At 29.9% G+C, this 23,757-nt stretch carries 23 protein-coding genes; 9 read left to right on the top strand and 14 right to left on the bottom strand.

Annotated features, from left to right (window positions below):
- The first annotated feature begins 22 nt into the window (after nucleotides 1-22).
- From VJY32_RS05330 to VJY32_RS05315, 4 genes are read left to right on the top strand one after another with little or no spacing between them, the layout of a single operon-like run.
- Nucleotides 23-850 (top strand): hypothetical protein, encoded by an 828-nt coding sequence (locus VJY32_RS05330; protein WP_353676861.1) that lies wholly within the window; start codon nucleotides 23-25, stop codon nucleotides 848-850.
- A gap of 18 nt (nucleotides 851-868) precedes the next feature.
- A complete protein-coding gene (locus VJY32_RS05325) occupies nucleotides 869-3,562 on the top strand; it encodes a carboxypeptidase-like regulatory domain-containing protein (protein ID WP_353676860.1) in 2,694 nt (897 codons plus the stop codon).
- A gap of 21 nt (nucleotides 3,563-3,583) precedes the next feature.
- On the top strand, nucleotides 3,584-4,630 hold the full coding sequence (locus tag VJY32_RS05320; protein ID WP_353676859.1) for a mechanosensitive ion channel family protein: 1,047 nt from the start codon (nucleotides 3,584-3,586) through the stop codon (nucleotides 4,628-4,630).
- Nucleotides 4,631-4,680: 50 nt separating this feature from the next.
- The gene (locus VJY32_RS05315) at nucleotides 4,681-5,112 is read left to right on the top strand and encodes an RrF2 family transcriptional regulator (RefSeq protein ID WP_353676858.1); all 432 of its coding nucleotides are present in this window, start codon (nucleotides 4,681-4,683) and stop codon (nucleotides 5,110-5,112) included.
- Nucleotides 5,113-5,253: 141 nt separating this feature from the next.
- On the opposite strand, the gene VJY32_RS05310 is transcribed toward VJY32_RS05315, so the two are convergent.
- The 11 genes from VJY32_RS05310 to VJY32_RS05260 form a co-directional block, all read right to left on the bottom strand.
- Complete coding sequence (locus VJY32_RS05310; RefSeq protein ID WP_353676857.1) at nucleotides 5,254-6,501, bottom strand: multiheme c-type cytochrome; 1,248 nt, start codon at nucleotides 6,499-6,501, stop codon at nucleotides 5,254-5,256.
- A 108-nt stretch (nucleotides 6,502-6,609) separates the two neighbouring features.
- On the bottom strand, nucleotides 6,610-7,470 hold the full coding sequence (locus tag VJY32_RS05305; protein ID WP_353676856.1) for an ATP-binding protein: 861 nt from the start codon (nucleotides 7,468-7,470) through the stop codon (nucleotides 6,610-6,612).
- Between the two features lie 72 nt (nucleotides 7,471-7,542).
- Nucleotides 7,543-8,337: an ABC transporter permease gene (locus VJY32_RS05300; RefSeq protein ID WP_353676855.1), complete on the bottom strand. Its 795-nt coding sequence runs from the start codon at nucleotides 8,335-8,337 to the stop codon at nucleotides 7,543-7,545.
- Nucleotides 8,309-9,028: an ABC transporter ATP-binding protein gene (locus tag VJY32_RS05295; protein WP_353676854.1), complete on the bottom strand. Its 720-nt coding sequence runs from the start codon at nucleotides 9,026-9,028 to the stop codon at nucleotides 8,309-8,311. The genes VJY32_RS05300 and VJY32_RS05295 overlap by 29 nt, the downstream gene beginning before the upstream one ends.
- Nucleotides 9,025-10,293 (bottom strand): nitrous oxide reductase family maturation protein NosD, encoded by a 1,269-nt coding sequence (locus VJY32_RS05290; RefSeq protein ID WP_353676853.1) that lies wholly within the window; start codon nucleotides 10,291-10,293, stop codon nucleotides 9,025-9,027. The genes VJY32_RS05295 and VJY32_RS05290 overlap by 4 nt, the downstream gene beginning before the upstream one ends.
- The gene (locus VJY32_RS05285; protein WP_353677064.1) at nucleotides 10,280-10,723 is read right to left on the bottom strand and encodes a nitrous oxide reductase accessory protein NosL; all 444 of its coding nucleotides are present in this window, start codon (nucleotides 10,721-10,723) and stop codon (nucleotides 10,280-10,282) included. Before VJY32_RS05285 ends, VJY32_RS05290 begins: the two co-directional genes overlap by 14 nt.
- Nucleotides 10,713-11,303 carry a hypothetical protein gene (locus VJY32_RS05280; protein WP_353676852.1) on the bottom strand — a complete coding sequence of 197 codons (591 nt, stop codon included), beginning with the start codon at nucleotides 11,301-11,303 and terminating at the stop codon, nucleotides 10,713-10,715. The genes VJY32_RS05285 and VJY32_RS05280 overlap by 11 nt, the downstream gene beginning before the upstream one ends.
- A 66-nt stretch (nucleotides 11,304-11,369) precedes the next feature.
- Nucleotides 11,370-13,268 carry a Sec-dependent nitrous-oxide reductase gene (nosZ, locus tag VJY32_RS05275; RefSeq protein WP_353677063.1) on the bottom strand — a complete coding sequence of 633 codons (1,899 nt, stop codon included), beginning with the start codon at nucleotides 13,266-13,268 and terminating at the stop codon, nucleotides 11,370-11,372.
- Nucleotides 13,269-13,326: 58 nt separating this feature from the next.
- Complete coding sequence (locus tag VJY32_RS05270) at nucleotides 13,327-13,791, bottom strand: c-type cytochrome (protein WP_353676851.1); 465 nt, start codon at nucleotides 13,789-13,791, stop codon at nucleotides 13,327-13,329.
- A gap of 11 nt (nucleotides 13,792-13,802) precedes the next feature.
- Nucleotides 13,803-14,555 (bottom strand): iron-sulfur cluster repair di-iron protein, encoded by a 753-nt coding sequence (gene ric / locus VJY32_RS05265; protein WP_353676850.1) that lies wholly within the window; start codon nucleotides 14,553-14,555, stop codon nucleotides 13,803-13,805.
- 49 nt (nucleotides 14,556-14,604) lie between these two features.
- The gene (locus VJY32_RS05260) at nucleotides 14,605-15,006 is read right to left on the bottom strand and encodes an RrF2 family transcriptional regulator (protein ID WP_353676849.1); all 402 of its coding nucleotides are present in this window, start codon (nucleotides 15,004-15,006) and stop codon (nucleotides 14,605-14,607) included.
- 194 nt (nucleotides 15,007-15,200) lie between these two features.
- Here VJY32_RS05260 and VJY32_RS05255 point away from each other — a divergent pair, with 194 nt between their 5' ends.
- From VJY32_RS05255 to VJY32_RS05240, 4 genes are all read left to right on the top strand, one after another.
- Complete coding sequence (locus tag VJY32_RS05255; protein ID WP_353676848.1) at nucleotides 15,201-16,295, top strand: 4Fe-4S binding protein; 1,095 nt, start codon at nucleotides 15,201-15,203, stop codon at nucleotides 16,293-16,295.
- Nucleotides 16,279-16,905 carry a cytochrome c nitrite reductase small subunit gene (gene nrfH, locus VJY32_RS05250; RefSeq protein ID WP_353676847.1) on the top strand — a complete coding sequence of 209 codons (627 nt, stop codon included), beginning with the start codon at nucleotides 16,279-16,281 and terminating at the stop codon, nucleotides 16,903-16,905. The genes VJY32_RS05255 and nrfH overlap by 17 nt, the downstream gene beginning before the upstream one ends.
- An 11-nt stretch (nucleotides 16,906-16,916) precedes the next feature.
- Nucleotides 16,917-18,401: an ammonia-forming cytochrome c nitrite reductase gene (gene nrfA, locus VJY32_RS05245; RefSeq protein WP_353676846.1), complete on the top strand. Its 1,485-nt coding sequence runs from the start codon at nucleotides 16,917-16,919 to the stop codon at nucleotides 18,399-18,401.
- 62 nt (nucleotides 18,402-18,463) lie between these two features.
- Nucleotides 18,464-19,675: an alginate export family protein gene (locus VJY32_RS05240; RefSeq protein WP_353676845.1), complete on the top strand. Its 1,212-nt coding sequence runs from the start codon at nucleotides 18,464-18,466 to the stop codon at nucleotides 19,673-19,675.
- Between the two features lie 115 nt (nucleotides 19,676-19,790).
- Here the strand turns inward: VJY32_RS05240 and VJY32_RS05235 are convergent, their stop codons facing one another.
- Both VJY32_RS05235 and VJY32_RS05230 read right to left on the bottom strand, forming a co-directional pair.
- On the bottom strand, nucleotides 19,791-21,044 hold the full coding sequence (locus tag VJY32_RS05235; protein WP_353676844.1) for an MgtC/SapB family protein: 1,254 nt from the start codon (nucleotides 21,042-21,044) through the stop codon (nucleotides 19,791-19,793).
- An 82-nt stretch (nucleotides 21,045-21,126) separates the two neighbouring features.
- Complete coding sequence (locus VJY32_RS05230; RefSeq protein WP_353676843.1) at nucleotides 21,127-21,636, bottom strand: nitroreductase family protein; 510 nt, start codon at nucleotides 21,634-21,636, stop codon at nucleotides 21,127-21,129.
- 99 nt (nucleotides 21,637-21,735) lie between these two features.
- Between VJY32_RS05230 and VJY32_RS05225 the strand changes: the two genes are divergently transcribed.
- Nucleotides 21,736-22,158, top strand: a complete 423-nt coding sequence (locus VJY32_RS05225) for a secondary thiamine-phosphate synthase enzyme YjbQ (RefSeq protein ID WP_353676842.1) — start codon at nucleotides 21,736-21,738, stop codon at nucleotides 22,156-22,158.
- Nucleotides 22,159-22,173: 15 nt separating this feature from the next.
- Here VJY32_RS05225 and VJY32_RS05220 read toward each other — a convergent pair whose 3' ends face one another.
- The gene (locus VJY32_RS05220; protein WP_353676841.1) at nucleotides 22,174-23,562 is read right to left on the bottom strand and encodes an AGE family epimerase/isomerase; all 1,389 of its coding nucleotides are present in this window, start codon (nucleotides 23,560-23,562) and stop codon (nucleotides 22,174-22,176) included.
- Between the last annotated feature and the right edge of the window lie 195 nt (nucleotides 23,563-23,757).

The following is a 23,757-nucleotide window of genomic DNA, read 5'->3' as shown; positions in this document are numbered from 1 at the left end:
TCTATTTAATAGGAATACAACCATGAAAAATTTTTATTTTCTCTTTTTGCTAATACCAAATTTAATTTTTTCTCAAATTATTATATCTCCTTATGTGGTTTATTTAGATAATAAAAATCAGTTCGCAAATATGATTGTTCAAAATGAGTCCGACGAACCTTATGAAATTAGCATTTCATTTAAGTTTGGATTTCCTGTTTCTGATTCTCTTGGTAATCTGACAATGAAATATATTGACGAGCCAACATCAGAGTATCCTTCTATTTTAAATTATGTTAGAGCTTTTCCCAAAAAATTTGTTTTAAACCCAAGACAAAAACAATTAATAGGATTATCTATTAAGCCACCTCAAAATCTTGAAGACGGAACTTATTGGGTAAGAATTGTAACATCTTCTACTAAACAAAAAACACAACCATTACTTGATACAAATAATCAAAATTTAAATGCACAGATTAACTTTGTGTTGAACCAGATAACAACAATGCTTTACAGAACAGAAAATGCAAGCACAGGTATAGAAATTATTGATGCAAAATATTATAAAAGTCCAGACAAACTTGATATTGTCACATCTTTAAAAAGATTAGGCAACTCACCATTTTTTGGTGATGTAAATGTGATGTTATACGATGCAAATAATAATCTTATTAAAACTGATACCCAGCATGTAAAAGTATTTTATGATTTATTTGTAAAGAATAGTTTTGATCTTTCTGGGCTTCCAAAAGGTAAATACCGTGCAGAAATCAAAGTTAACCATAATGAAAAAGAAGATATTCAAAAAGTTGTACCGATTAAGTTAATTAAAGATAATGTTAAAAATACTGTAGAAATATTAATTGATTAAAAAACATTTAATGTAATTTTGATAATAATCTATGTTATTCTGATATCTATCAGTATTTTCTTTGTTTCACCCGGTTCACTGCTGGGTAACGGAAGTCTTTTTTATAATAAAAATTGTTTTGATCCCATATGCGTAAGTGATGTAATTTATAAAAATAGATTAGCCCATACCTATTTTGAAAATGATACTATAGTTACAAATAAAGAGAGGAATAGTTCTTTTATAATTAATATTTCAGAACCTGATATTGAGGAAGCATATTTCTTTTTTGTTTATAAAGATGTATTGAGAAGTAGAATTATTATAATAAATTACAATAATTCCTTTTACCTCCCGTTAATAGAAATATTCAAATTGCTGGAACTGAACTATAATTTTTCATCAAATCAAAAATTAATTACCGGGTTTTTCGTAGAAGAAGATAACACCTATAGTTTTGATTTTGAAAAATTGGATTACAGAGATAAACAAAAACAAATTTATTTTTCGAATAATGATTTTATTTATACACCACTAGAAATTTATATTAAACCAGAACTGCTTGAAAAATCACTGGGATTATTTTTTGATTTTAATATGAGCGAATTAATAATCAACCTAAAGACCGAAAAAATTTTACCTGTTTATAACAGATTAAAAAGAGAAATAAGTTATAAATACATTAAAAAAGAAATTATAACACCAGATTTTAGTTATCCGATTGAAAAAAAATTTCTTAAAGGATTGTTTCTTGATTATTTTATTTCATCGAACTTTACAAAGGGTTTGCCTGCCTTTTATAATTATAATTTGGGATTGGGTGGCATTTTCTTAGGAGGCGAAATTGAATTCAGCATGAACGGCAGCATAAATCAAAAATTTACTTCAATTAACGATTACATTTACAGATGGAATTATGTTTTTAATCATAAATACTTATCACAGGTATCATTAGGAACTTTTGAATACAGTGGATTGCAGCAAACTACTGTAACTGGAATTTCAATAACCAATGAACCGGTAGAACCAAGAAGAAGTTTTTATACTTATTCTTTTAGTGACCAATGTGGTCCAAACTGGACTGTTGAATTGTATGTCAACAATAAATTAACTGATGTTACTAAGGCAGATGCAAACGGAAATTTTCATTTTGATATTCCATTAAATTATGGAACTTCATTTATTAGTTTGAAATACTATGGTCCTGCTGGAAATTTTTTGAGTGTAAGAAAATTATTTCAGATTCCTGTGAAATTTATTCCACCAAAAGAATTTAACTACACAATTAATTTAGGAAAAGTTAATTACAACAAAGGGTTATTAGCACAGGCTTATGGTACATATGGAATTTCAGAATGGTTGACAAATAGCACAGGAATAGAATTCATTCGGGATGATAATCAAAGAAAAATTTTTATTTACAATGAATTTAATGCAAGAATTAGTTCATCATATATTTTTAATTTGTTATTAGCTCCAAATGCTTACTATAGGATGGGATTTAATGCATTGTATTATTCACAGATGTCAATTAATTTATTTGCAACAAAATTTTTTAGAAATTCTTTTTATAATCCATACAACATAAATGAAGAACTTCAGTTTGATATTTTCTCCCCATTTGATTTTGGGAATTATTCTCTAAACTTTGGTACCAGCATTAAAATTCAAAATTCATCTGAATTAAGAAGTAAATTATTTTCTTTTAATGCCGGGGCAAGAACTGAATATGTAAATCCATCTATTTCATATAAAATTTATTACAATGAATACAACAAATTTTTATTTAAGCAAGCTTATTTAACTTATGGCTTGATATTTCCATTAAGAACTATTGATAAGTGGTCTAAATTGCTTAAAGCAAATTTGTTAAGTGTTCAATTCAATTATGATGTTACAAAAAGAAAACTTGTTCAATATAATATGATTTATTCTGCTGATATATCTTCTGAAAGCAGATTGGAAATTGAATATAATAAAGTTGTTAATTTCTACAGCTCAATTAAATTGGGACTGGTTGTTAATTTACCATTTTTAAAAGCCTGGTCAACTTTAAGTGGCAATAGTGTATTTACTAATGTTTATGGTGCAGTTACCTACGATATGGATGTTAATAATTATTCGTTTTATAATCGTTCGCAAATAAGGAAGTCTGTGGTTCTATGTAGACTTTTTGTAGATAAAAATGGTAATAACAAGTTCGATGAAGGAGAAATAATGGTTGATGATGCAAGTATATCTTTAGAAACTGTATGTTCAATGGAAAAAATTAGCAGCGGATTAATTAAAATTCGTGAACTAAATCCATATACTACTTATGTGTTAAAAGTTAACGAAGATATTAAAAATCCTTTTTTATTTCCCGTGTATAAAACATTAGCTTTTCAAACCGCTCCCAATTCTTCAAGAATTATTGATATACCATTTTACGAAGGAACTGAAGTTTATGGAAGTGTTATATTAATGTTAAAAGATAATTCTAAAAAATTATTAAATGGAATTAATGTTATTTTTGAAAATCTATCTGATAATTCAAAATTAAGAACTACAACTTTTTCTGATGGAACTTTTTACATATTGGGGTTAAAGCCAGCTAAATATAAAATTTACATAGAATCAGAACAATTGAATTTGTTAAATTGCTTATCACAACCAGAATTTTTTATTTATGATTTTAGTAATTATGATAATTCTGAAAAAGATTTTCATTTCGAATTAAAGATTAAAAATTAATTTAACAACAGGATTTATAATATGAATGAATTTCTAAAACAAAAATATTTTGATAACACAATTCAAGAATATCTTTTAGCACTTGGAATTCTTATTGTTACTTTTTTTATTATTAATTTCTTAAAAAAATATTTCTTAAACAGGATTAAAAAGAAAATTGAAGAGAGTGGCTACAATAAATTTCATTATATAGAAAAAATAACAAATCGCTTGTTAGTACCCGTTTTATATCTCGGAGCTGTTTATATAGCATTGGAATATTTGAGTTTTGGAAAAGAAGCAGATAAAATAATTAGCATTATCTACCAAATTATTTTAGCTTATTTCATCATCCGATTTAGTATTGCATTAATTCGATTCCTTTTAGATAGGTACTTTCATAAAAATAGAGGTGAAGAGGAATTAAAAAGAATTCAACCTCTCTACGGAATAATTAATTTATTAATCTGGGTTATAGGTTTAATTTTCCTTTTAGATAATCTTGGCTTCCAGGTTTCAACTATTGTTGCCGGTTTAGGAATTACAGGTATTGCAGTTGCATTAGCAGCACAAGCTTTACTCGGTGATTTATTCAGTTACTTTGTAATTTTTTTAGATAAACCTTTTGAAATTGGAGATTTTATTTCTTTTGATGGTAATTCCGGCAACATCGAAAAAATTGGAATTAAAACAACAAAAATCAGGTCACTTTCTGGTGAACAGTTAATCGTTGCAAATTCAAAATTGACAAATACAATATTACATAATTTTAAACGCTTGGAAAGAAGAAGAGTAGTTTTAAAACTCGGTGTAACTTATCAAACACCATTGCAAAAATTAGAAGCTATTCCCGAAATTGTGAAAAGCATTATCACAAAAAATGAATTAGTCGAATTTGACAGAGGGCATTTTGCTAATTACGGCGACTTCAGTCTGAACTTCGAGTTTGTTTACTTTATTCTTTCTTCTGATTATAAAACATATATGGATATTCAACAAAAAATTAATTTTGATATTTACCGCGAATTTGAAAAAGAAAAAATTGAATTTGCATATCCTACTCAAACTATCTTTATCAACAAAAGTTGATTGATAAAAATTTAGAACCTATTTTTGATTTGAAAAATCCGGTAAATAAGATGACTGTTTTTTTCTCAAAAGCATGCGAACTCGGCTTACAAGCTGTTCTTTTCCTATCTATTAAAAAAGAAAAAGTTATTTTTAATGCTGAAGAAATATCAAAGGAATTAAAAGTACCAAAAGAATTTGTATCGAAAGTTCTACAGAAACTTACATATCACGGCTTAGTAGGTTCTAAAAAAGGAAAAAGCGGGGGGTTTTATTTAGCAAAAAATCCTAGTCTCATTCGATTAATTGATATCATCGAAGCAATTGATGGATTGGATGTGTTTAAAAGCTGCGTTTTAGGTTTTCCAGGTTGTTCAAATGATAATCCATGCCCCGTTCATGATAAGTGGGGCAAACTTCGAGATGAGGCATACAAAATGTTTAGTGAAGAAACTCTCTCGCAATTAAAGGAAAAGACCATACAAAAAATTTTGAACCTGTAAAATGAAAAAGAATAAAGTTAATCAAAAACGATAATTTATTATTATGAGGAGAACACAGATGACACAGATAGTACAGATAACCACAAGTAAAATCAATGGAAATCATGTCTTATTGGTGTCATCTGTGTTCTTAAACAATATTTATTCCTTCTTTTTGTTTAATCTCATCTGATGAGCCAATTCTTTTATTTCCGTTAAATCTCTTTGCATTTCGCTCCATCCATACCATAAAGCATAATCAGGATTATTATGAAAAGTACCTTGGAATGTTCTCATCCTGTGTTCAAGAAACATTACAAATAATTTTTGTTCAATGGCTGTTGGTGCATCATGAAATGTCAATAACATTGGATATGCATAGGGATAATTATCGGGTTTTTTAATTATACCATCTTTGTAAAGATCAGCTACCGTTTTTATTGCTTCAGCCATTAATCTATCTGCATTTTTTATCATATCATCTCCTTTTTGCAATTCTGCTTTCACATAATTTTCAGAATGGCATTGAGTGCAAACCTTAATCATTTTATCTCTTTCTCTTTGCCAATCTTCCTGTGACAACCGAGCTACATCTGCAGCTTTTACAACATCAACTAATTTTGTAGGCTTACCCTCGGGGTCTAAAACACCTAATGCTTTAAGAATTGTAGCCCTGTCTTCTGCCCATTGTTTATCATCTGGCATAGGTAGTCTAACTGCTAAGAATCCCCATGCAGTTCTTACTTCATGATTGCCTTCGGGCATATGACATGTTTGACATGTTGGTGCAGAAGTATCTGATGAAAGAATACCATTTTGTTTTAATAAATATCTTACACCATGTTTTGAACCAGAATACATTTCCCACTGAGGATGGTCAAAACCTTGATGACATGTTTGACATGCTTGTGGCTGCTGTGCTTCTTTTTTGCTGAATGTATGTCTTGTATGACAAACATCGCAAGAAGCATGTCCAAATACTGACCCTTCACTCTTTAATTTTTTTATCTCATCTTCAGTTTTTGATCCTACTTTATGACAACCACCACAACCTTTTAATCCTTCCATTAAAGCCATCGGCTGCATATGTGCCGTTGGCATTGCTTTCATTGCTGCCCATGCAATTGAATGTTTCCCTTTTTTGAATTGTGTAACTTGTGTCTCATGGCATGTTTCACACGTTTCTAATGTTGGCAATTTTACCTTTGATACGTCCATTGCTGAAGTATGTTCATCACCATGACAAACAGAACAATTAACATCATTTTCAGCATGTTTACTAATTTGCCAGTCACTTACAATATTTGGAGTTTTTGAATAGTGGCACTCAACACATTTGTTGGTTTGTGCACTTATACTGTTAATAAATATTAGCAAGATTATTGATAAGTGAATGATAATTTGCCTCATTGTTCCTCCAAATTAAAGGATAAAACGTAATTAGCTTTTTTATATATAAACAAAATTTCTTCTATTATTTCTGTAAAAACTTAGAATCTTTCCCGATATTATTTTTTTTCAGTTATGCAAATTTCCCTCCAGCAGATTTATTTCTCTTAGTATCTTGCCTTCTATACTTATTACAATTGTTTTAATTGGAATTTCTTTGTTTGATAATTGCATTGCCTGATAAGCTAAATTTGCAAGACCACTGCAGCAGGGCACTTCCATAATTAGGACAGTAATTGATTTAATGTTCGATTCATTTATTAGTGTAATTAATTTTTCTAAATAAACTTGTTTGTTTGAATCAAGTTTTGGACAAGCAATAGCTATAGTTTTCCCTTTTAGAAGATCTTTATGAAAATCAGGATAAGCAAAACCGCAGCAATCAGCAGATAGTAATAAATTTGAGTCTCTAAAATATTGTGCAAAAGGTGATATAAGATGTAATTGGATGGGCCATTGTCTAAGATGAGAAATTCTATTGCCATTTTCTTCTATTTCGTGATTATTTAATTCTAGATTTCTTTCAAGAGAACCAGGACAACCACATGGCAAAATTTTTTCTTCAGTCTCTTCACTAAAATTTGGGATTGGAATTTTATTTTCATTTAAGACTTCGATTGCTTCGGTCAATAAATCAAATTCATTATGCTCTTTAAGATGCAACAAATGAGCTTTTATAACATTCTTGCCGCCCTTTATAATATATTCCATTACTTTCTTTTCATTGTAAGGTTCTGCTTCTCTTTGTTCAATGGATAAAGCACCAGTAGGACAAAATCCGATGCAGGCACCAAGTCCATCACAAAATAAATCGCTTATTAATCTTGCTTTTCCATCTATAATTTGTAATGCTCCTTCTTTACATTCAGGAACACAATTGCCGCAGCCATCACAAAGTTCTTCATTAATTTTAATAATTTGTCTAAGCATTAAAACTCCTATAAACAGATTAAATGTTCTGTTTTAAAGATAGAAATATTTTTTTCTAAACTCAACTAAGCATTAAAAATCTTTCTTAGTAAATTTTTTAAGACCGGCAATAAGCGGGATTAAAAACCACAATGTCAATGCGATTAATGAAATAAAAATCCCAAAAGAATTACTAAAGAATTTCTGGAATACTGCCCCAGTGTAACCCATCAAAGCTGAAATATCGAGTTTGAGAATTAGAAGTACTCTTGCAAGATCTATGGGATTTAGAAATGTGAGCAGCAATGAAATTTTTTCGAGCGGGTAATCTTGAAAATTATTAAGTAGCAGCAAAATTATTCCATCATAAATTGCTGCAAAGAAGAGCCAGAAAAAAATTGAAACTCCTAAACCGAGTAATTTATTTTCATTTATTGTTGTTATATAAAAAGCTAAAGATGAAAAAATCAATGATTGTAAAATTCCAGAAGCAATCAATAAAAACAGAATAGAATTGTCAATAGTAAATTTATTTATGAAAATTAAAAATGGAATTCCAACCCCAAATAAAAAACTTAATATCAAAGGAGTAGTCATACCAAAGTATAATCCTAAATACAAAGTTTCTCTTTTGATTGGCTGAGACAGCATAAATACAATGTATTCTTTATTGTTATACAAATAAATCGTTCCGAAAATAATTGATACAAGTGGAATAAAAAGAATCAATACATTCATAAGACTGATTACAATTTTTGTGAAATTATCACTAAATGAATTAATTGAGTAACTGACTCCTAAAAAGAAAATTGTATAAATCAAAATCCATTTGCTTCTAATGATGTCATGTATTTGATATTTAATTATTTTGATTAATGTGTTCACCATTAATTCCTTTCATAAAAGTAATAATCACATCTTCTATATTTGATTTCTGCATTTCTTCCTTCTTTTTTGAAAACACAATTTTACCATCAAGAAGAAAAACAAAGTTAGTTGCAAGTTCTTCAAGTTCGCTTAAAATATGAGATGTAAAAATTATAGTTTTTCCGTTTTGGTTCTCTCTTTTAATTTTTTCTTTTAATATGCTGCAGCTCAATGGGTCAAGTCCAGCTGTTGGTTCATCAAGAATCAATATTTCGGGATTAAACATAAAAGCAATCGAGGCATTTAGCTTTTGCCGCGTGCCGCCAGAAAGATTTTTTATTTGTTTATCAAATTCTTTTTCCAATCCAAATTTCTCAATTAATTCTTCATCTAAATCGGAATTATTATTTCGTAATTCTTTCAGCATATTAAAAATTTCTTTTACAATAAGATTATCCGGAAAATTTGCTACTTGAGGCATGTAGCCAATTATTTCTCTGTATTTATAATCTCCATTTAGTGTAATTCCATTTACAATAATTTCTCCTTTCGTTGGTTTTATAAGTCCAAGTATAAGTTTAATTAGTGTTGTTTTTCCCGATGCATTTGGTCCAATTAAATATGTGATACTTCCTTTTTCAATTTCGAGCGAAACATTTTGAAGTGCATCAACAGAACCATAGTTTTTATGCAAATCTTTAATTCTTATCATAATATTTTTTTCATTAGTGGTTCTGAATCAATTAAGTCTGAAGGTGTAATAGTTGGAATTATTTTTTCTGCAAAATCGAGTATATCAATAAAAAAACTTCGTAATAAAATTAAAGCCGGGGGATTACTGACAACGATAAATGAAAATAACTTAACTGGTCTGTAGGGCACATCACCAATATTATCTTTATTCAAATCATAACCGTCATATTTAGACCAGAAATTATTTTTGAAAGAATTATAATTATGTGTGCTGTTTGTAGAAATATCAAAAGTATTTTCAATGAAATTATTATTCTTGAAAATATTATCCATTGAGTTTGCCATTAACTTAATTGCCCAGCCATTTTCAATAAAATTATTTTTTTGAACTGCTATGCGATTGCAAGCTTCAAAATAAATTCCACACGAATTTTTTTTAAATGTATTATTCAAAATTATACTGTCATAAATTTCTTTCAGCAAAATTCCATAAGATGCGCTTCCCCAATTGTTCATAAATATGTTATTTTCCATTAATACATTTTTTGTAAACATTACAGCTACACCTGATTTGTTTCTTTCAAAATAATTTTCTTTATAAAAACAACTGTCTGAAAACATAAAATGTAGTCCATATCGTAAATTATTTTTGCTAATGTTTTTTATTATCTGGCTGTGCTTTACAAATTCCAAATAAATTCCATCACGATGTCCTTCAATTCTGTTACCTTGAATTAATATATCTCTGCAATTCCACAAGTGAATTCCATTGCCTGATAAAGTTTGTTTTGTGCTGTTTGACTTAATTTGATTGTTTATAATTTTACAACGGCTGGATTTGGACAGATATACAGCAAAAAAATTGTTTATGAATTTATTATTCTCAATTATGCAGTTGGAAACGCTATCAATTTTTATTGCTGAATTATCTGATAGAAAACTTACACCGGCATTCTTAAATATAAAACCCGTTATTTTTACATTTGATGATTTTACTATTATAATTTGATTTTTACCTTCTCCGTTCAGAACAGGAAAATTATCACCGATTAAAGTAAGTTGTTTATCAATTATTAATGTCCCTTCTGAATAATTGTTTTGTTTTATTATAATTGTATCGAAATTTTTAGATGCATTTAATGCGGATTTAATAGTTTTATATAAAGAAATTTTATCAACTATAATTGTTTTCCCCTCGGTATCAATTAAATTAAAAAATAATATTGCTGTGAAAATAAAAATGTAATTAATAATATTTTTCGATATTTCATTAATGCATTTCATGTTTAGCAAATTTTAATAATTCATTCCATTTTAAAATTATTCCATCGTGTTTTTGTTTTACTTCGTTTAGTTCGTTCATATTTTCAAATGCACTTACATTTAATCCCATTGGACTTTGTAATTTATCAGATTTAAGATAAAAGGCTTTTTCGGCATTGATTAAATTACCTGGTTTGCTAAAATCTGTAACCCATAATGAATGGATTTCTTCTTTATTAAAATTGTTCATGTATGATATTAAGCATTCGATAGAATCAAATTTATAGGTTTTACCTTTTTGAGTAATTAACTCTGTTCCATATTTATTATCCGAGATTGTCATCTGGCAATTTGCACAATCTTCGTTGTAATAATTAATCGGCTGGGGATTTTTTTCACAGGACATAAATAGCAATAGAAAAACAATTACAAAGAAAAATTTATTTAACATCACTTTTATTCCTCTTTTTATCTAATACTAAGATAGAGGCACTAAATAAAACAGATGTTCCAATTAAGTAACTTCCAATATCTGGAGAAGAAGTAGTTTGCATATTTAATAATTGTTTAGTCCCGATTAGCGGCGGTTGATATGACATCCCAGGTACTTTTATTGGTGCATTTGGATTTAGATTATGACCATAATCATATTCCCATAAGTAGAAATCATATAATCCAATAAAAAGTGTTATTAACAAAAAAGCCGACCAGGTTATTACTAAAAATTTTTTATTAACAATAGAAGTAATAATTCCAAATAAAATAAAGAACAAAATTATGTAAGGCATAATTTTCAGTTCTGGAATTGAATCTGGTTCAATTAATTTCATCCCGATGTAGTGGTTTAATTTATTAATATTATCAAGATCATATTCATTTACACCGGTAATTTTATCTATCCATATTCTTAACCCAATTCCTTCTGGATATTGAGGAGCGTTTAAATCGATTTTCCAAATTGGGAAAAAATAAGCCATTGCAATTAACACAACCGAGATTAACATTAAAATTCTTGATTTATTTGTTAACATTTTTTCCTCAGAATTTAGACCGCGGATTAATTTTCAACATTAATAAAATAATCCGCGGTCAATTTTTTAATTATAACTAATTTTTACATTACTGTTCGCAGGAGAAACTCTAACATAGCCTTGCATTTCCTGATGAAGAGCGGAGCAGAAATCTGTACAATAAAATGGATAAATACCAGGCTTTTGTGGTATCCACAATATTGATTTTGTTTGTCCAGGCATAATCAGCAACTCTGAATTATTTAATCCTTTCACTGTAAATCCATGCGGAATGTCCCAGTCTTGTTCAAGATTTGTAACATGAAAATATACTTTATCGCCAACTTTAATGCCTTCAATATTATCAGGCTTAAAATGTGTTCTTGATGCTGTCATATAAACATGTACTTCGTTTCCATTGCGCACAACTTTAGTTTCTTTTTCACTCTTTGTTTTGTATGGATTATTGTTCTTTTCGAGTTCATAAAATTTCTTGTTGTTTTTCATAAGAATTTCAGCTGGAATAGCTTGAGCATAATGCGGTTCGCCGACAGTAGGGAAATCAAGAAGTAATTTCATTTTGTCACCTGAAATATCAATCAATTGTGCTGATTGACATAGTTCTGGTCCGGTTGGTAAATATCTGTCTTTGGTAATTTTATTTAATGCCACAACATATTTACCCCAAGGTTTTTTGCTATCGCCGCCGGGAATCATTAAATGTCCAATTGAATAGTAAGTTGGAATTCTATCAACTACTTCCCATGTTCCTAATTTCCATTTTACTATTTCAGAAGAAATAAATGCAGAAGTATAAGCATATCCCTTTCCATCAAATTCAGTATGTAGCGGGCCTAAACCCGGATTTTCAACTTCGCCTGCGATTACAGATTCGTATCTTAAAATTGGTATGCCATCAATTTCACCAATGAAATCTTTATTCTCGATTGCCTTCAGCATTTTTGAAAATGAATGGACTGGAATAACAGTTGCAAGTTTTCCGCCAGCCACAATATATTCACCGCTTGGGTCTACATCGACACCGTGCGGAGATTTGGGAGTGGGCAAGTAATAAATTATACCGGGGCATTCTTTTGGATTAAGTATTAGCACTTTAGAATTTTTTTCTGAAAATGCATGTTGTTTTTCTTCATCGAAATAATTATGATAATATTCTGCATCAATCATTCTTGCTTTACCCGAAGCAACATATTTTTCTGCTTCCTTCCAATTTACAGCTGCAATAAAATCCTTATCATTTTTAGAAGCATTAATCTCGAGCAAAGTATTAGCCTGTTCACTATTGTATGAAGTAAAAAATGCCCATCCGTGTGAAGGGCCTTTGCCAGCATGAGCCAAATCATAATCAAAGCCCGGAACTAGTATTTGAAATGCTAAATTCATTTTACCGGAATTTTGATCAACTTTAATAAATGAAAGAGTACCCTTAAAATTTTCTTTATAAGAAGAAATCTCTACATCACGATTTGGAACTGGGATACTAAATCGAGTTGAAGCAACTACATATTCAGTATTCTCTGTAATGAAGGGAGAACCATGATTTCCAGCAGAATTTGGTATTTCAATAATTTCTGATGTTTCAAAAGTTCTCAAGTCAATTCTTGCAACTCTAGGAGTGTTGTTAGCATTAATAAATATCCAGCGTCCATCAGGCACACCATTAGTTTGAGATAACTCGGGGTGATGTGCGTCATCCCATGGAACAAAACCATAAGAAGTAATTAACATTGCTTTTGTTTCTTCAGAATAACCATAACCAGTTTCAGGGTTTTGTGAAAATACATTAATTATTTTGAACAAACGTCCTGATGGTAATCCATAAACAGAAATATTACCATTAAAGCCACCGGACATAAATGCATAAAATTCATCATATTTACCAGGAGCTACATAAACTTTTGATGCTGCGTCGGAGAAATTAGCGGATTCCTTCGACTGCGAACAATTATAAAGAAAAGCAATCAAGATGATTGATGGAATTAATAAATAAATGATTTTACGTGTTTTCACTTTGTACCTCCTTTTATTTAGCTTCGGAGCGTAAATATTCTAAGATTTTTCTTGCATCATCTTTTGTTACATTTTGAAATGTCATTTGTGTTGCAAACTGACCCAATAATTTTTTAGCCTCAGGATGTTTTTGTGTCATCTCCTGAGGATTAAGAATCATATTCATAATATATTCTGGAGTTCTTCTTTTTGTAACATCACGAAGTGCGGGACCGGTATATCTTTCGTCAAGCTTATGGCATTGGATGCATTTTTCTTCAAAAATTTTTTTGCCGCTTTCTGCCATAATTTGATCAATTGATGGAGGAATATTTAATTTTTCTTTAATGGGTCCTATACCATTTTCATATTCGAAAACAGTTAAACCAGCTTTAATTGCAAGTCTTTCTTTTTCAGGATCATTTGAATTTGATTCTCCTCCTCCGCAAGCTAAAGTAAATAATGTGATTAATAAAAATGCAATGATTTGTTTTTTCATTTTATCTCCTATTATTGATTGAGTAATTTGTCTTCTAATTCAATTGCTTTTGGAAAAAGAATATTATTTTCGAGATGAATGTGTTTGTGTATATCTTTTTCAAAATCATTCAATTCATCATAAGTTAAGGAAAATGTTGTGCAGGCGTCTTCAGGCAAACTATAATTATTAGTTATCTTACGAATAGTATGTATAATATTTCCAGCATTATCGTGTTCTAATTCCATTTGTCTTATTGGATTTTTAATTGAACCGTAACCCTGCGTTTTTGGTCTTTCATTAAATTTTTCTGTATCAACCAAATATTTGATAAGCGGAAAAAGTATTTTTTCTTCTTTTATCATATGATTCTCAAGTTCAAGTGATAACTGTTCAAATAATGATTTAACCTCAGATAAATAAAAATATTTTTGACCATGCTTTGATATAACTTTTTCAAGATGCATTTTTATCTTTGGAATTGAATTTCGGACGTATGAATGGTGAACATTAACAATATGATTTATTAAATCAATTAGATTCCATTCAATAAAATTTTCATTCGGTAGAACTTCTTGATCAAAAGTATTGATAAGCTCATTAAGAATTTCATCCGGTTCAATATTCTTCTCTGTTAAAACTTCTTGTAGCGTGAGTTTTCCATTGCAGCAAAAATCAATATTATATTTTTCAAAAATTTCTGCTGTTTTAATATTCAATGATACTAGCTCTTTCAGCTGCAAATTAATTAGTTCCTGTGGTTGGTTTATATTGACAGAATTCATATTGCCTCCTTTTATTAAGTATTTATAGTCTGATTTATTTATAAAAAAATTATTTCATCAAATTTCCGGTGAGAGAATAGTTTCTTAGAATATTATTAAATCTATCAGTGAATTCTTTCCAGCTATCACAAAAAGGACAGCCTTTATTTTCACAGAATTGAACCATATCAAACAAACATGAATTATAATTTTCATTATAACCTAATATTCTAAAAACATCTTCATATTTTATTTTGTCTGGTGAAACAGCCAAATAAAAACCTCCACCTTTGCCTTTTTTTGATTTAAGAATTCCATGATAAACTAATGACTGCATTATTTTTGAAATAAACTCTTTTGGCACACTTAATTCTGCTGCAATTTTAGCTGCCGATATAATTTCGTTACTATTTAATTTAGAGAAGTATAGCAGTGCTTTCACACCATGTTTTATTTTACTGTTGAGAAACATTAATATCAGAATTTTTATTCTGTAATAACTTAATTATATTTTTATAAGATGTCAAGTATTATTTTATTTATTTTGATAAACTATTATTTTTGAACTTTCATTACTTGCAACAAAAAATTTGACTAATTAAAAAATTGAATATATTTTAATAACAGATATTTTAATCTGTTTATAAATTGCTATTAAAGATTAATATGAAAATAATTAAGAACACCGAAAAGCCAATTCAAAAATATAGATTCCTAATCCAATCCTTATTTGCTTTATTGTGTGTATGGATTGGAATAGAGTTTACAATATTTGTTAAATCACTCGAAGCCGATAATGTAAATTCAATTGCATATCGTCCACCTGGTGTAGAAGGATTTTTACCAATTTCTTCATTAATGAGTGTTTACTATTTTCTTCTTACAGGAGAAATTCATTATGCTCATCCTGCTGGATTTTTTATTTTCATTGCAATTGTTATTGTATCATTTATTGCTGGGAAATCATTTTGCAGCTGGTTGTGCCCAATTGGATTTTTATCCGAAATGATCGGCGACTTTGGAGAAAGATTCTGGAAAAAATTATTCAAAAAAAGAGTAAAACTTCCTAATATTATTGATTTTCCGCTTCGTTCATTAAAATACCTTTTACTTGGATTTTTTATTTATGCTATTTTCTTTTCGATGACAGTTACAGCTTTGCGTGCATTTTTAGACAGCCCATACAATTTAGTGGCAGATATAAAAATGTATTATTTCTTTGCTAAGGTTAGTCGGTTTTCCCTCACTGTAATTTTAATTCTTTTTGTGTTATCAATTTTTATAAGAAATTTTTGGTGCAGATATTTATGTCCATATGGTGCTTTGCTCGGATTGATAGGCTTATTAAGTCCTATTAAAATTAAAAGAGAAACAAAAAGCTGTATCGATTGTGGGTTATGTGCAAAGGCGTGTCCATCATTTATTAAAGTTGATAAAGTAATAACAGTTCGTTCGGATGAATGCTCCATGTGCTTTAATTGTGTAGATGCCTGTCCTGTAGCAGATACCCTCGAAGTTAAAACCAAAATTTTTGAAAAAAAATTATCAAAAATATTTGTAGCACTAACTATTGTAATTACTTATATTGTAATTACTGGAATTGGAATACTGGCTGGGCAATGGCAAAATAAAATTTCAAAGAACGAATATTTAATACTCCACAAAAATATTGATAAATTGGGTCACCCGACGAGCATAAAAGATATTGAAGAACTTAACAGAACATCAGAATCTAAGGTGTTATATGAAAAATCAAAATAAATTTGGTTTAATAAGAAAATTAATTCATATTCTAACTCCACCAGAGAAATGGCAGTTTACTGTAATTATTTTGCTTGGGATATTATTTGGTCTGGGTCTTCATGTTATTTATATCTCCAATGCTATTTCATACATATCTGATGATCCAAAAGTTTGTGTAAATTGTCATATTATGGTTCCAGAATATGCTACATGGGAGCGGGGAAGTCATGGTAAGGTAACAACATGCAATGATTGTCATGTTCCACAGGATAATATTCTTAGAAAATATTGGTTTAAAGCCAATGATGGTTTAAGACACGCAACAATTTTTACATTAAGATTAGAACCACAAGTAATTCAAATTAAAGAAGCTGGCAAAAGAGCAGTTCAAGAAAATTGTATTAGATGCCATACAAATCAAATTCACCCAATCAGTTTAAGAGCAATAAATAACCGAAGCGTAGCAGATCAAACAGAAAAATACTGTTGGGATTGTCATCGAGAAACTCCGCACGGAAAAATTCACAGTCTTTCTTCTACTCCATATGCAAGGGTACCAAAGTTAGAACCAATTATGCCGGAATGGATTTCAAAATTTATCGAAGAAGAAAAAGATAAAAATAAATAAAGGGTATATTTATGAAACCAATTCAAGAAATTATAAAAAGCAGGCCATGGGTTGCATGGTTATTATTTTTTGCAACCGTAATTATTGTTTTCTTTATTGGTTTATTTGCTTCTTCAATTGTAGAAAGAAGGAGCGAAGCTTTTACACTTCAAGTTGTAAAACCAATTGCAGAATGGGAACCACGCAACGAAGTGTGGGGAGAAAATTATCCCCGCGAATATGAAACCTATCTTCGAACACTGGACACAACTTTTGCAAGTAAATATGCAGGCTCTGTTACAAGAGACTATTTAGAGATGTCACCCGAACTTGTTATCATGTGGGCAGGTTATCCATTTTCTAAAGATTATAAAACACCGCGAGGTCATGCATACGCAGTTAAAGATATTCGGTTAACATTAAGAACCGGCGGCAATAAAATCAGTCCAATGCCGGCAACATGCTGGACATGCAAGAGTACTGATGTTCCTCGTGTTATGGCAAGAGATGGCGTGGAAGAATTCTATAAAGGTAAATGGATTGAAAAGGGTCACGAATTTGTAAATCCAATTGGCTGCCAGGATTGTCACGACCCTAAAACAATGGATTTAAGAATTACACGTCCAGCTTTGATTGAAGCTTTCCAGAGATTAGGAAAAGACATAAAGAATTTTACACATAATGAAATGCGTTCATTGGTTTGTGCACAATGCCATGTTGAATATTATTTTAAAGGGGAGGGAAAATATTTAACATTTCCATGGGATAAAGGATTTAGTGCAGATGCAATGGAAAAATATTATGATGAATTAGAATTTTCAGATTGGACTCATGCTTTGAGCAAAGCTCCTATGTTGAAAGCTCAACATCCAGATTATGAATTATACATGACTGGAGTTCATGCTGATAGAGGAGTATCCTGTGCAGATTGTCATATGCCTTATAAAACAGAAGGCGGTGTTAAATTTACAGACCATCATATTCAAAGCCCATTAAACAACGTTGAAAATTCCTGCCAAGTGTGTCATCGTGAAAAAACACAAAAATTAATTCAAAATGTAAATGAACGACAGGACAAAATTAATGAGTTAAGAAAACTTGCAGAAAAATCAATAGCTGCAGCACATATCGAAGCAAAGATTGCGTGGGATAATGGTGCAACAGAATCAGAAATGAAAAATGCTTTGAAATTAATCAGACATGCACAATGGCGATGGGACTGGGTTGCAGCTGCCAATGGAATGGGTTTTCATTCGCCAGTTGAAGCTTTAAGAGTGCTCGGCACTGCAATTCAAAAAGCAGAAGAAGCACGCAAGGAAATTGCTCTGGTTCTTGTTAAACATGGTGTTAAATATCCTGTTGCATTGCCGGATATTTCAACAAAAGAAAAAGCTCAAAAATATATTGGACTTGATATGAAAGAACTTGAAGACGATAAAAATAATTTTCTAAAAACTACTGTGGTTGAATGGGATAAGAAAGCTAAAGAACGTCAAGGCTCTCTTAAAAGTTATTGAGTTTTACTAATCTAAAATTTTGTTAAAAAATGACTTTTAACAATTAAAATTGAGAGGCAATTATGAAAAGTTTTTTTGCAATAATCATTTTTATTTTTTCTTTTATGAATTTGTATTCTCAAGATAATTTAAAATTCTCTTTTCAAATTAGACCAAGATTTGAAATCGACAATAAAGATTTCAAATCATCATCAAATCCAAATACATTTACTCAATTAAGAACAAGATTGGGATTATCTTTCAAACCTGTAAAAAATCTTTATGGAGTTATTCAAGTTCAAGACTCAAGAACATTTGGAGAAGAACAATCAACCTTGTCTAATTCAAAAAATCTTGATGTGCATCAGGCTTACTTTTTAATTAATGATATTTTCAATCTTCCAATTGACATTAAAGTTGGGAGAATGGAATTATCATATGGTTCAGAAAAATTTATTGGTCCAGTAAGCTGGAGTAATATTGGAAGGGCTTTTGACGGAGGAATTATTACCCTCAAAAATAAAAGTTTCAAAGCAGAAATTTTTGCGATTCGTGAGTTTGAGAAATTTAATCCATCAGATTCAATGGACCAGAATATTTATGGATTATTTACAGATTTATACTTATCGAGTGCTTATAAAATTCAGCCTTTTGTTATCTGGCAAAGAGTTAATCCAACAAATTATCTCGACAGAGCAACAGCAGGATTATATGTCAAAGGCGACTTAGGAAGATTCCAGCATGAATTAGATTTTGGTTATCAGTTTGGGAAAGCATTTTTATTTAATAGAAAACAAGATGTAAATGCTTTAACTTTTTCCATTAACGGGAATTACACATTCAGAAGTAATTGTAAACCAACTGTTGGTTTGCAATTTGATTATGCAAGCGGTGATAATAATCCTGTTGATAATAATTATAAAACTTATACTTCACTATATCCAACAGGTCACAAATTTTATGGTTATATGGATTACTTTATTAATATTCAAAACGATACTTATGGATTAGGTATAATGGATTTTATTGGTAAATTTAACTTCACACCTTTTAATGGATTAACAATTCATTTCAATTATCATATCTTCAAATCTGCTCAGGATTATAAATTGATTTCCAATAAAACTGCAAATGATTTTGGTTCTGAATTCGATTTTCTAATTAACTATAAATATAATGAGTATGTAAACTTTGAAGGTGGAGCATCGTTATTTTTCCCTGGAGAAATTTTCAAAGAAAAAAGAGGTAAAGATAATTCAACATGGTTTTATCTAATGGCAGTTATTAATATTTAATTAACATAAAGAAAGGTTGACTAAAAAGTAAAATATTTAAAAAAGAATGCAGAAAAATGAATTGATTTTTGTGGATTGTTCTATTTGAAAATTACTTTTTAGTCGACCTTATTTTTTATAAAAGTGTAAATAATATGATTGGAATGTGAGATAAAGTCAAAAAACCAAATCGGTAAATAGATTCTTTTCTTGTATCCGTCGAGAGATAAGAAAAATAAATTCCTTTCATTATTGTATTGCTCATCATCGCAATTAATATTGCAGATACAAGAATATTAATCCCAAAGTTTGAAGAGCTAATCAAAGACAAAATAAATGGGTCAATATCTGTAACACCAACTACAGCGGAAAGCGTAAGAACCCCAGATTTGCCAAAATACATTTTTACCCATCCAGTTATAATAGATAATACAACAAATAACACAGCAAACATTAAAGCTGGTCTTATTTCAAATGGATTTTGTAAATTTTGTGATTCTTTATTGAAATAAGATTTACCTGAATGTGTTTTTAGTTTATAAAATGATAAGCCAAATCCAATCAAACTTAGTATAATCAATTGCCATCCGATGTAAATCAAAATAGATGGACTGATTATAAGAATCAAAATTAAAACTCTTAAATACATTACACTGGATGCAATTAATGAACCTTGAAGTGCATTTTTTGAAATAGTGTTATTTTTTTGTGCCATTCTACCATAAGCAATTGCAACAGCGGTGCTTGAAACTATTCCGCCTACTAAACCAGATAATCTAAATCCAATGTGGTCCCCAAATCTTTTAGATAAGAAATATCCAATAAATCCAAGAGAAGAGACAATTATTACAATTTTCCAGATTTTAGAAGGATTAAGATTGTAGATAGTATAATTTTTATCTGGCAGAACAGGAAGAATAATTAATGTAACAAGAAGAAATTTCAAAACGGCAAGAAATTCAACCCGGTCCAGTTTTTCGACCATTTCTTCCAGTCTTGATTTTTCAGAAAGTAGAATTGTGTTAATAATTCCAAGAGCCATTGAAGCCCAGATATCAACAAGAAATGCAAGCGCGCCTACGATGAATGTTACAAGTGCAGTTACTTCACTTGTAACACCAAGTCTTTCTGTCTGGACTTTTGTGAAATAAGAGATGGCAGTAAGACCAGAAACAGCAATCAACCCAATAGGCAGTATAGCTTGAACTCCAATGTGATAAAGCCATGCACATCCAAATCCGAGCATACTAATTATTGGATATGTTCTAATTCCACCAAGTACAATTTTCTTTTGCCTGGTTTTGCTGCTTTCACGTTCTAGACCTACCAGAAAACCAAGAGCTAATGCAACAATGAATCGTAATTGTTCAGTCCATTCAATAGAAAACATTTTCAATAATTTTATTTATTCGCAAATTGCTCAAAAATATTTGAATTGTAAAGTAAGCAAAGCCGTAACATCAGTTTTTAATTTACCATTTATTGTAATGAATTCTTTCTGGTTTAAATCTATCCGGTTTTTCTTTCGATTCATTAGGATAACCAATTGCAACAAGTGAAACAGGAATTATATTTTCTGGAAGCTCAAAAAATTTTGATAGAGCACTCATTCTTTCTTTGCGTGGATAGACACCTAACCAGACTGCACCTAAACCTAAATCGTGAGCTGCTAATAATAAGTTTTGAGTAGCTGCAGCGCAATTAATTGCAATATAGCCTTCTGTTTTTTCTAATGTTGAATCTCCGCATATCATAATTGCAAGCGGGGCTTCGTAACACATATCTGCATAAGGATGAAGACGAGGAATTTCATCAAGCTTATTTCTGTCGTTAATAACGATAAAATGCCACGGTTGAGTATTTCTTGCAGAAGGTGCATACATTGCTGCTTGAAGCATTTTAATTATCAGTTCTTCTGCAATTTCCTTGTTCTTAAATTTTCTTATACTTCTTCTTGTAAATATGGCTTCGAGAGTTTCCATATTTAACTTTTTTTTGATGCAAATTAATAAATTTTTTAATGTTGATTACATGATATTTAAATTGCTATCTTATAATTGAATAACTTAATAAGTGGAAATATGATAATTCAAAAAGAAATTACATTGAAAGCCAAGCCACGTGGATTTCATTTAATTACGAATGAAATTCTAAATTGCATTCCTGAAATTAGAAATATTAATACTGGCATTGCCCATATATTTATTAAACACACTTCTGCTTCTTTAACGATAAATGAAAATGCAGACCCTACTGTTCGTTCGGATATGGAAACATACTTTAATAAAATTGTTCCTGAAAATGTTAGCTATTTTGAACATACACTTGAAGGGTCTGATGATATGACTTCTCATATAAAAAGTACAATTATAGGCAGTTCATTAATTATTCCAATTACAAATGGCAAATTTAATATTGGAACTTGGCAGGGAATTTATTTATGTGAACATAGAAATTATGGCGGACCAAGAAAAATTGTAATAACACTTTTAGGTGAAAGTTGATTTAGTTAAAGACTGTCATAAATTTACTGCTATATTTTTCCAGTGATTGATAAAATTTTCATGTTCATATTTAATTTTTTTAAAACTATCTAATTTAAAAAGTTCACAATCGTCATCTGCAAGCATAGAAATACAATTCATAAGAGCTCTTCCATTGTGATATGTAGCTTTCCAGATATTTCCTTTTGGTTCAGTTTTGTAAAATGGTTCTTTTTCAAGACTGCCCCAGTACCAATCTCCATGTTCATAATCAATCAAATATTTTTTTATATACTCCCATTCTTTAAGAAAAAGTTTATAATATTTTTTTTCATTTGGAAAGATTTTTGAAAAAATTAATAAAACATTAAGAGCTTCAGCTTGCTGCCACCAGGTTTTTGTATCTTTTATAATTTTACATTTGCCATTTTCTGTAAAATAATAACCCTCGTCAAAAAATCCGCCGTTTACTTTGTCCCATCCATTTTCAATTGCATGGTCTAACATTTTTTTAGCAGTGCGTAATGTTTCGGTATCATCATTAAGTCCAAGAGCATAAGAAGCTTCGAGCATCAGATAAGCCGTTTCATAGTCATGTCCAAAAGAAACATGGTCTAATTTATAATTTGCTTCAAGAATTTCTTTTGATTTGTTCCTAAATGATAGAGGAGTCCAATCTCTTTCAAAAAATAGTTGAAGATAACCCTTGGGATTTACAATAACATCTCGAATTAATTTTAATAGTTCCAGTAATCGATTGTATAATTTCTCGTGTTTCCAGACATGATATAATTCTGTAAAAGCTTCAAGCAAGTGAATTGAAGAATTTTGATCTTTATAACCGACTTCTAATTCATCGGTAGCTTTTGATTTATAAGCACTTGATTTATCGAATGGGGTTCCTTCTCTTCTAAGAAATTGGAAATATCCTTTGTATTCCTCATCATATGCGTGTTTATCCAGCCATTCAAAAGCATCAATTGCTGCGTTGAGAACTTTTTTGTCCTTGGTAATATCATACAAAGCAGATAATGCATAAATTGCAAATGCATTTCCATAAGCTCGTTTTTCATCAAACCAACCTTCTATGTCAGTAGTGCTTCCATCACGACTTCTAATTTGATAAAATCCTCCATATTTATCGTCCCACATTTTTTCTGTGAGAAATTTAAATCCATGGAGGGAATATTCGTAATATTTATCGCTATTGAAAAACTTTGCTGCTTTTGCTGTAGTCCACATATGCCTGGCTTGTGTTACTACCATTTTTTCCTGCGATGGCATTAGTTTAAAGTCATATGAAATATTTGTAAAATAGCCTCCGTATTCTTTATCAATAGCTAATGGATACCACTTTTCTAATAAATTCTTTGTTAATTCTTCAAACATATCTTTACATACTTTTAAGTTGTTACCTTTTTCCATTATACTCTATATTCGTGATTGTTTTATTATGCAAATTTTATGCTAATAAAAAAGTATTATTATGATGAAATTTAATGAGGGTATTTTTTACAATATGATAATGATTTTATTAAAATAATAAAGAGATGGCTTCCCAGGGCTTGTTTTTTAGTGTACTAAATTGAAATTACTGCGGCATAGTTTTAGAAGTTAAAA

The organism is Rosettibacter primus (assembly GCF_036860675.1).
GTDB classification, from domain to species: Bacteria; Bacteroidota; Ignavibacteria; order Ignavibacteriales; family Melioribacteraceae; genus Rosettibacter; species Rosettibacter primus.
Note: the sequence above shows the minus strand (reverse complement) of the source record. Positions and strands in the feature narration are given on the sequence as shown.

Excerpts from the sequence above, each read along its gene's own strand:
- VJY32_RS05225 (WP_353676842.1), top strand. The coding sequence starts at position 21,736 with ATGATAATTCAAAAAGAAATTACATTGAAAGCCAAGCCACGTGGATTT.
- VJY32_RS05220 (WP_353676841.1), bottom strand. The coding sequence starts at position 23,562 with ATGGAAAAAGGTAACAACTTAAAAGTATGTAAAGATATGTTTGAAGAA.
- VJY32_RS05310 (WP_353676857.1), bottom strand. The coding sequence starts at position 6,501 with ATGAGGCAAATTATCATTCACTTATCAATAATCTTGCTAATATTTATT.
- VJY32_RS05280 (WP_353676852.1), bottom strand. The coding sequence starts at position 11,303 with ATGTTAACAAATAAATCAAGAATTTTAATGTTAATCTCGGTTGTGTTA.
- VJY32_RS05305 (WP_353676856.1), bottom strand. The coding sequence starts at position 7,470 with ATGCTTAGACAAATTATTAAAATTAATGAAGAACTTTGTGATGGCTGC.
- VJY32_RS05230 (WP_353676843.1), bottom strand. The coding sequence starts at position 21,636 with ATGGAAACTCTCGAAGCCATATTTACAAGAAGAAGTATAAGAAAATTT.
- nrfA (WP_353676846.1), top strand. The coding sequence starts at position 16,917 with ATGAAACCAATTCAAGAAATTATAAAAAGCAGGCCATGGGTTGCATGG.
- VJY32_RS05300 (WP_353676855.1), bottom strand. The coding sequence starts at position 8,337 with ATGGTGAACACATTAATCAAAATAATTAAATATCAAATACATGACATC.
- VJY32_RS05315 (WP_353676858.1), top strand. The coding sequence starts at position 4,681 with ATGACTGTTTTTTTCTCAAAAGCATGCGAACTCGGCTTACAAGCTGTT.
- VJY32_RS05290 (WP_353676853.1), bottom strand. The coding sequence starts at position 10,293 with ATGAAATGCATTAATGAAATATCGAAAAATATTATTAATTACATTTTT.
- VJY32_RS05320 (WP_353676859.1), top strand. The coding sequence starts at position 3,584 with ATGAATGAATTTCTAAAACAAAAATATTTTGATAACACAATTCAAGAA.
- VJY32_RS05295 (WP_353676854.1), bottom strand. The coding sequence starts at position 9,028 with ATGATAAGAATTAAAGATTTGCATAAAAACTATGGTTCTGTTGATGCA.
- VJY32_RS05330 (WP_353676861.1), top strand. The coding sequence starts at position 23 with ATGAAAAATTTTTATTTTCTCTTTTTGCTAATACCAAATTTAATTTTT.
- VJY32_RS05235 (WP_353676844.1), bottom strand. The coding sequence starts at position 21,044 with ATGTTTTCTATTGAATGGACTGAACAATTACGATTCATTGTTGCATTA.
- VJY32_RS05240 (WP_353676845.1), top strand. The coding sequence starts at position 18,464 with ATGAAAAGTTTTTTTGCAATAATCATTTTTATTTTTTCTTTTATGAAT.
- VJY32_RS05260 (WP_353676849.1), bottom strand. The coding sequence starts at position 15,006 with ATGTTTCTCAACAGTAAAATAAAACATGGTGTGAAAGCACTGCTATAC.
- VJY32_RS05255 (WP_353676848.1), top strand. The coding sequence starts at position 15,201 with ATGAAAATAATTAAGAACACCGAAAAGCCAATTCAAAAATATAGATTC.
- VJY32_RS05285 (WP_353677064.1), bottom strand. The coding sequence starts at position 10,723 with ATGTTAAATAAATTTTTCTTTGTAATTGTTTTTCTATTGCTATTTATG.
- VJY32_RS05270 (WP_353676851.1), bottom strand. The coding sequence starts at position 13,791 with ATGAAAAAACAAATCATTGCATTTTTATTAATCACATTATTTACTTTA.
- nrfH (WP_353676847.1), top strand. The coding sequence starts at position 16,279 with ATGAAAAATCAAAATAAATTTGGTTTAATAAGAAAATTAATTCATATT.
- ric (WP_353676850.1), bottom strand. The coding sequence starts at position 14,555 with ATGAATTCTGTCAATATAAACCAACCACAGGAACTAATTAATTTGCAG.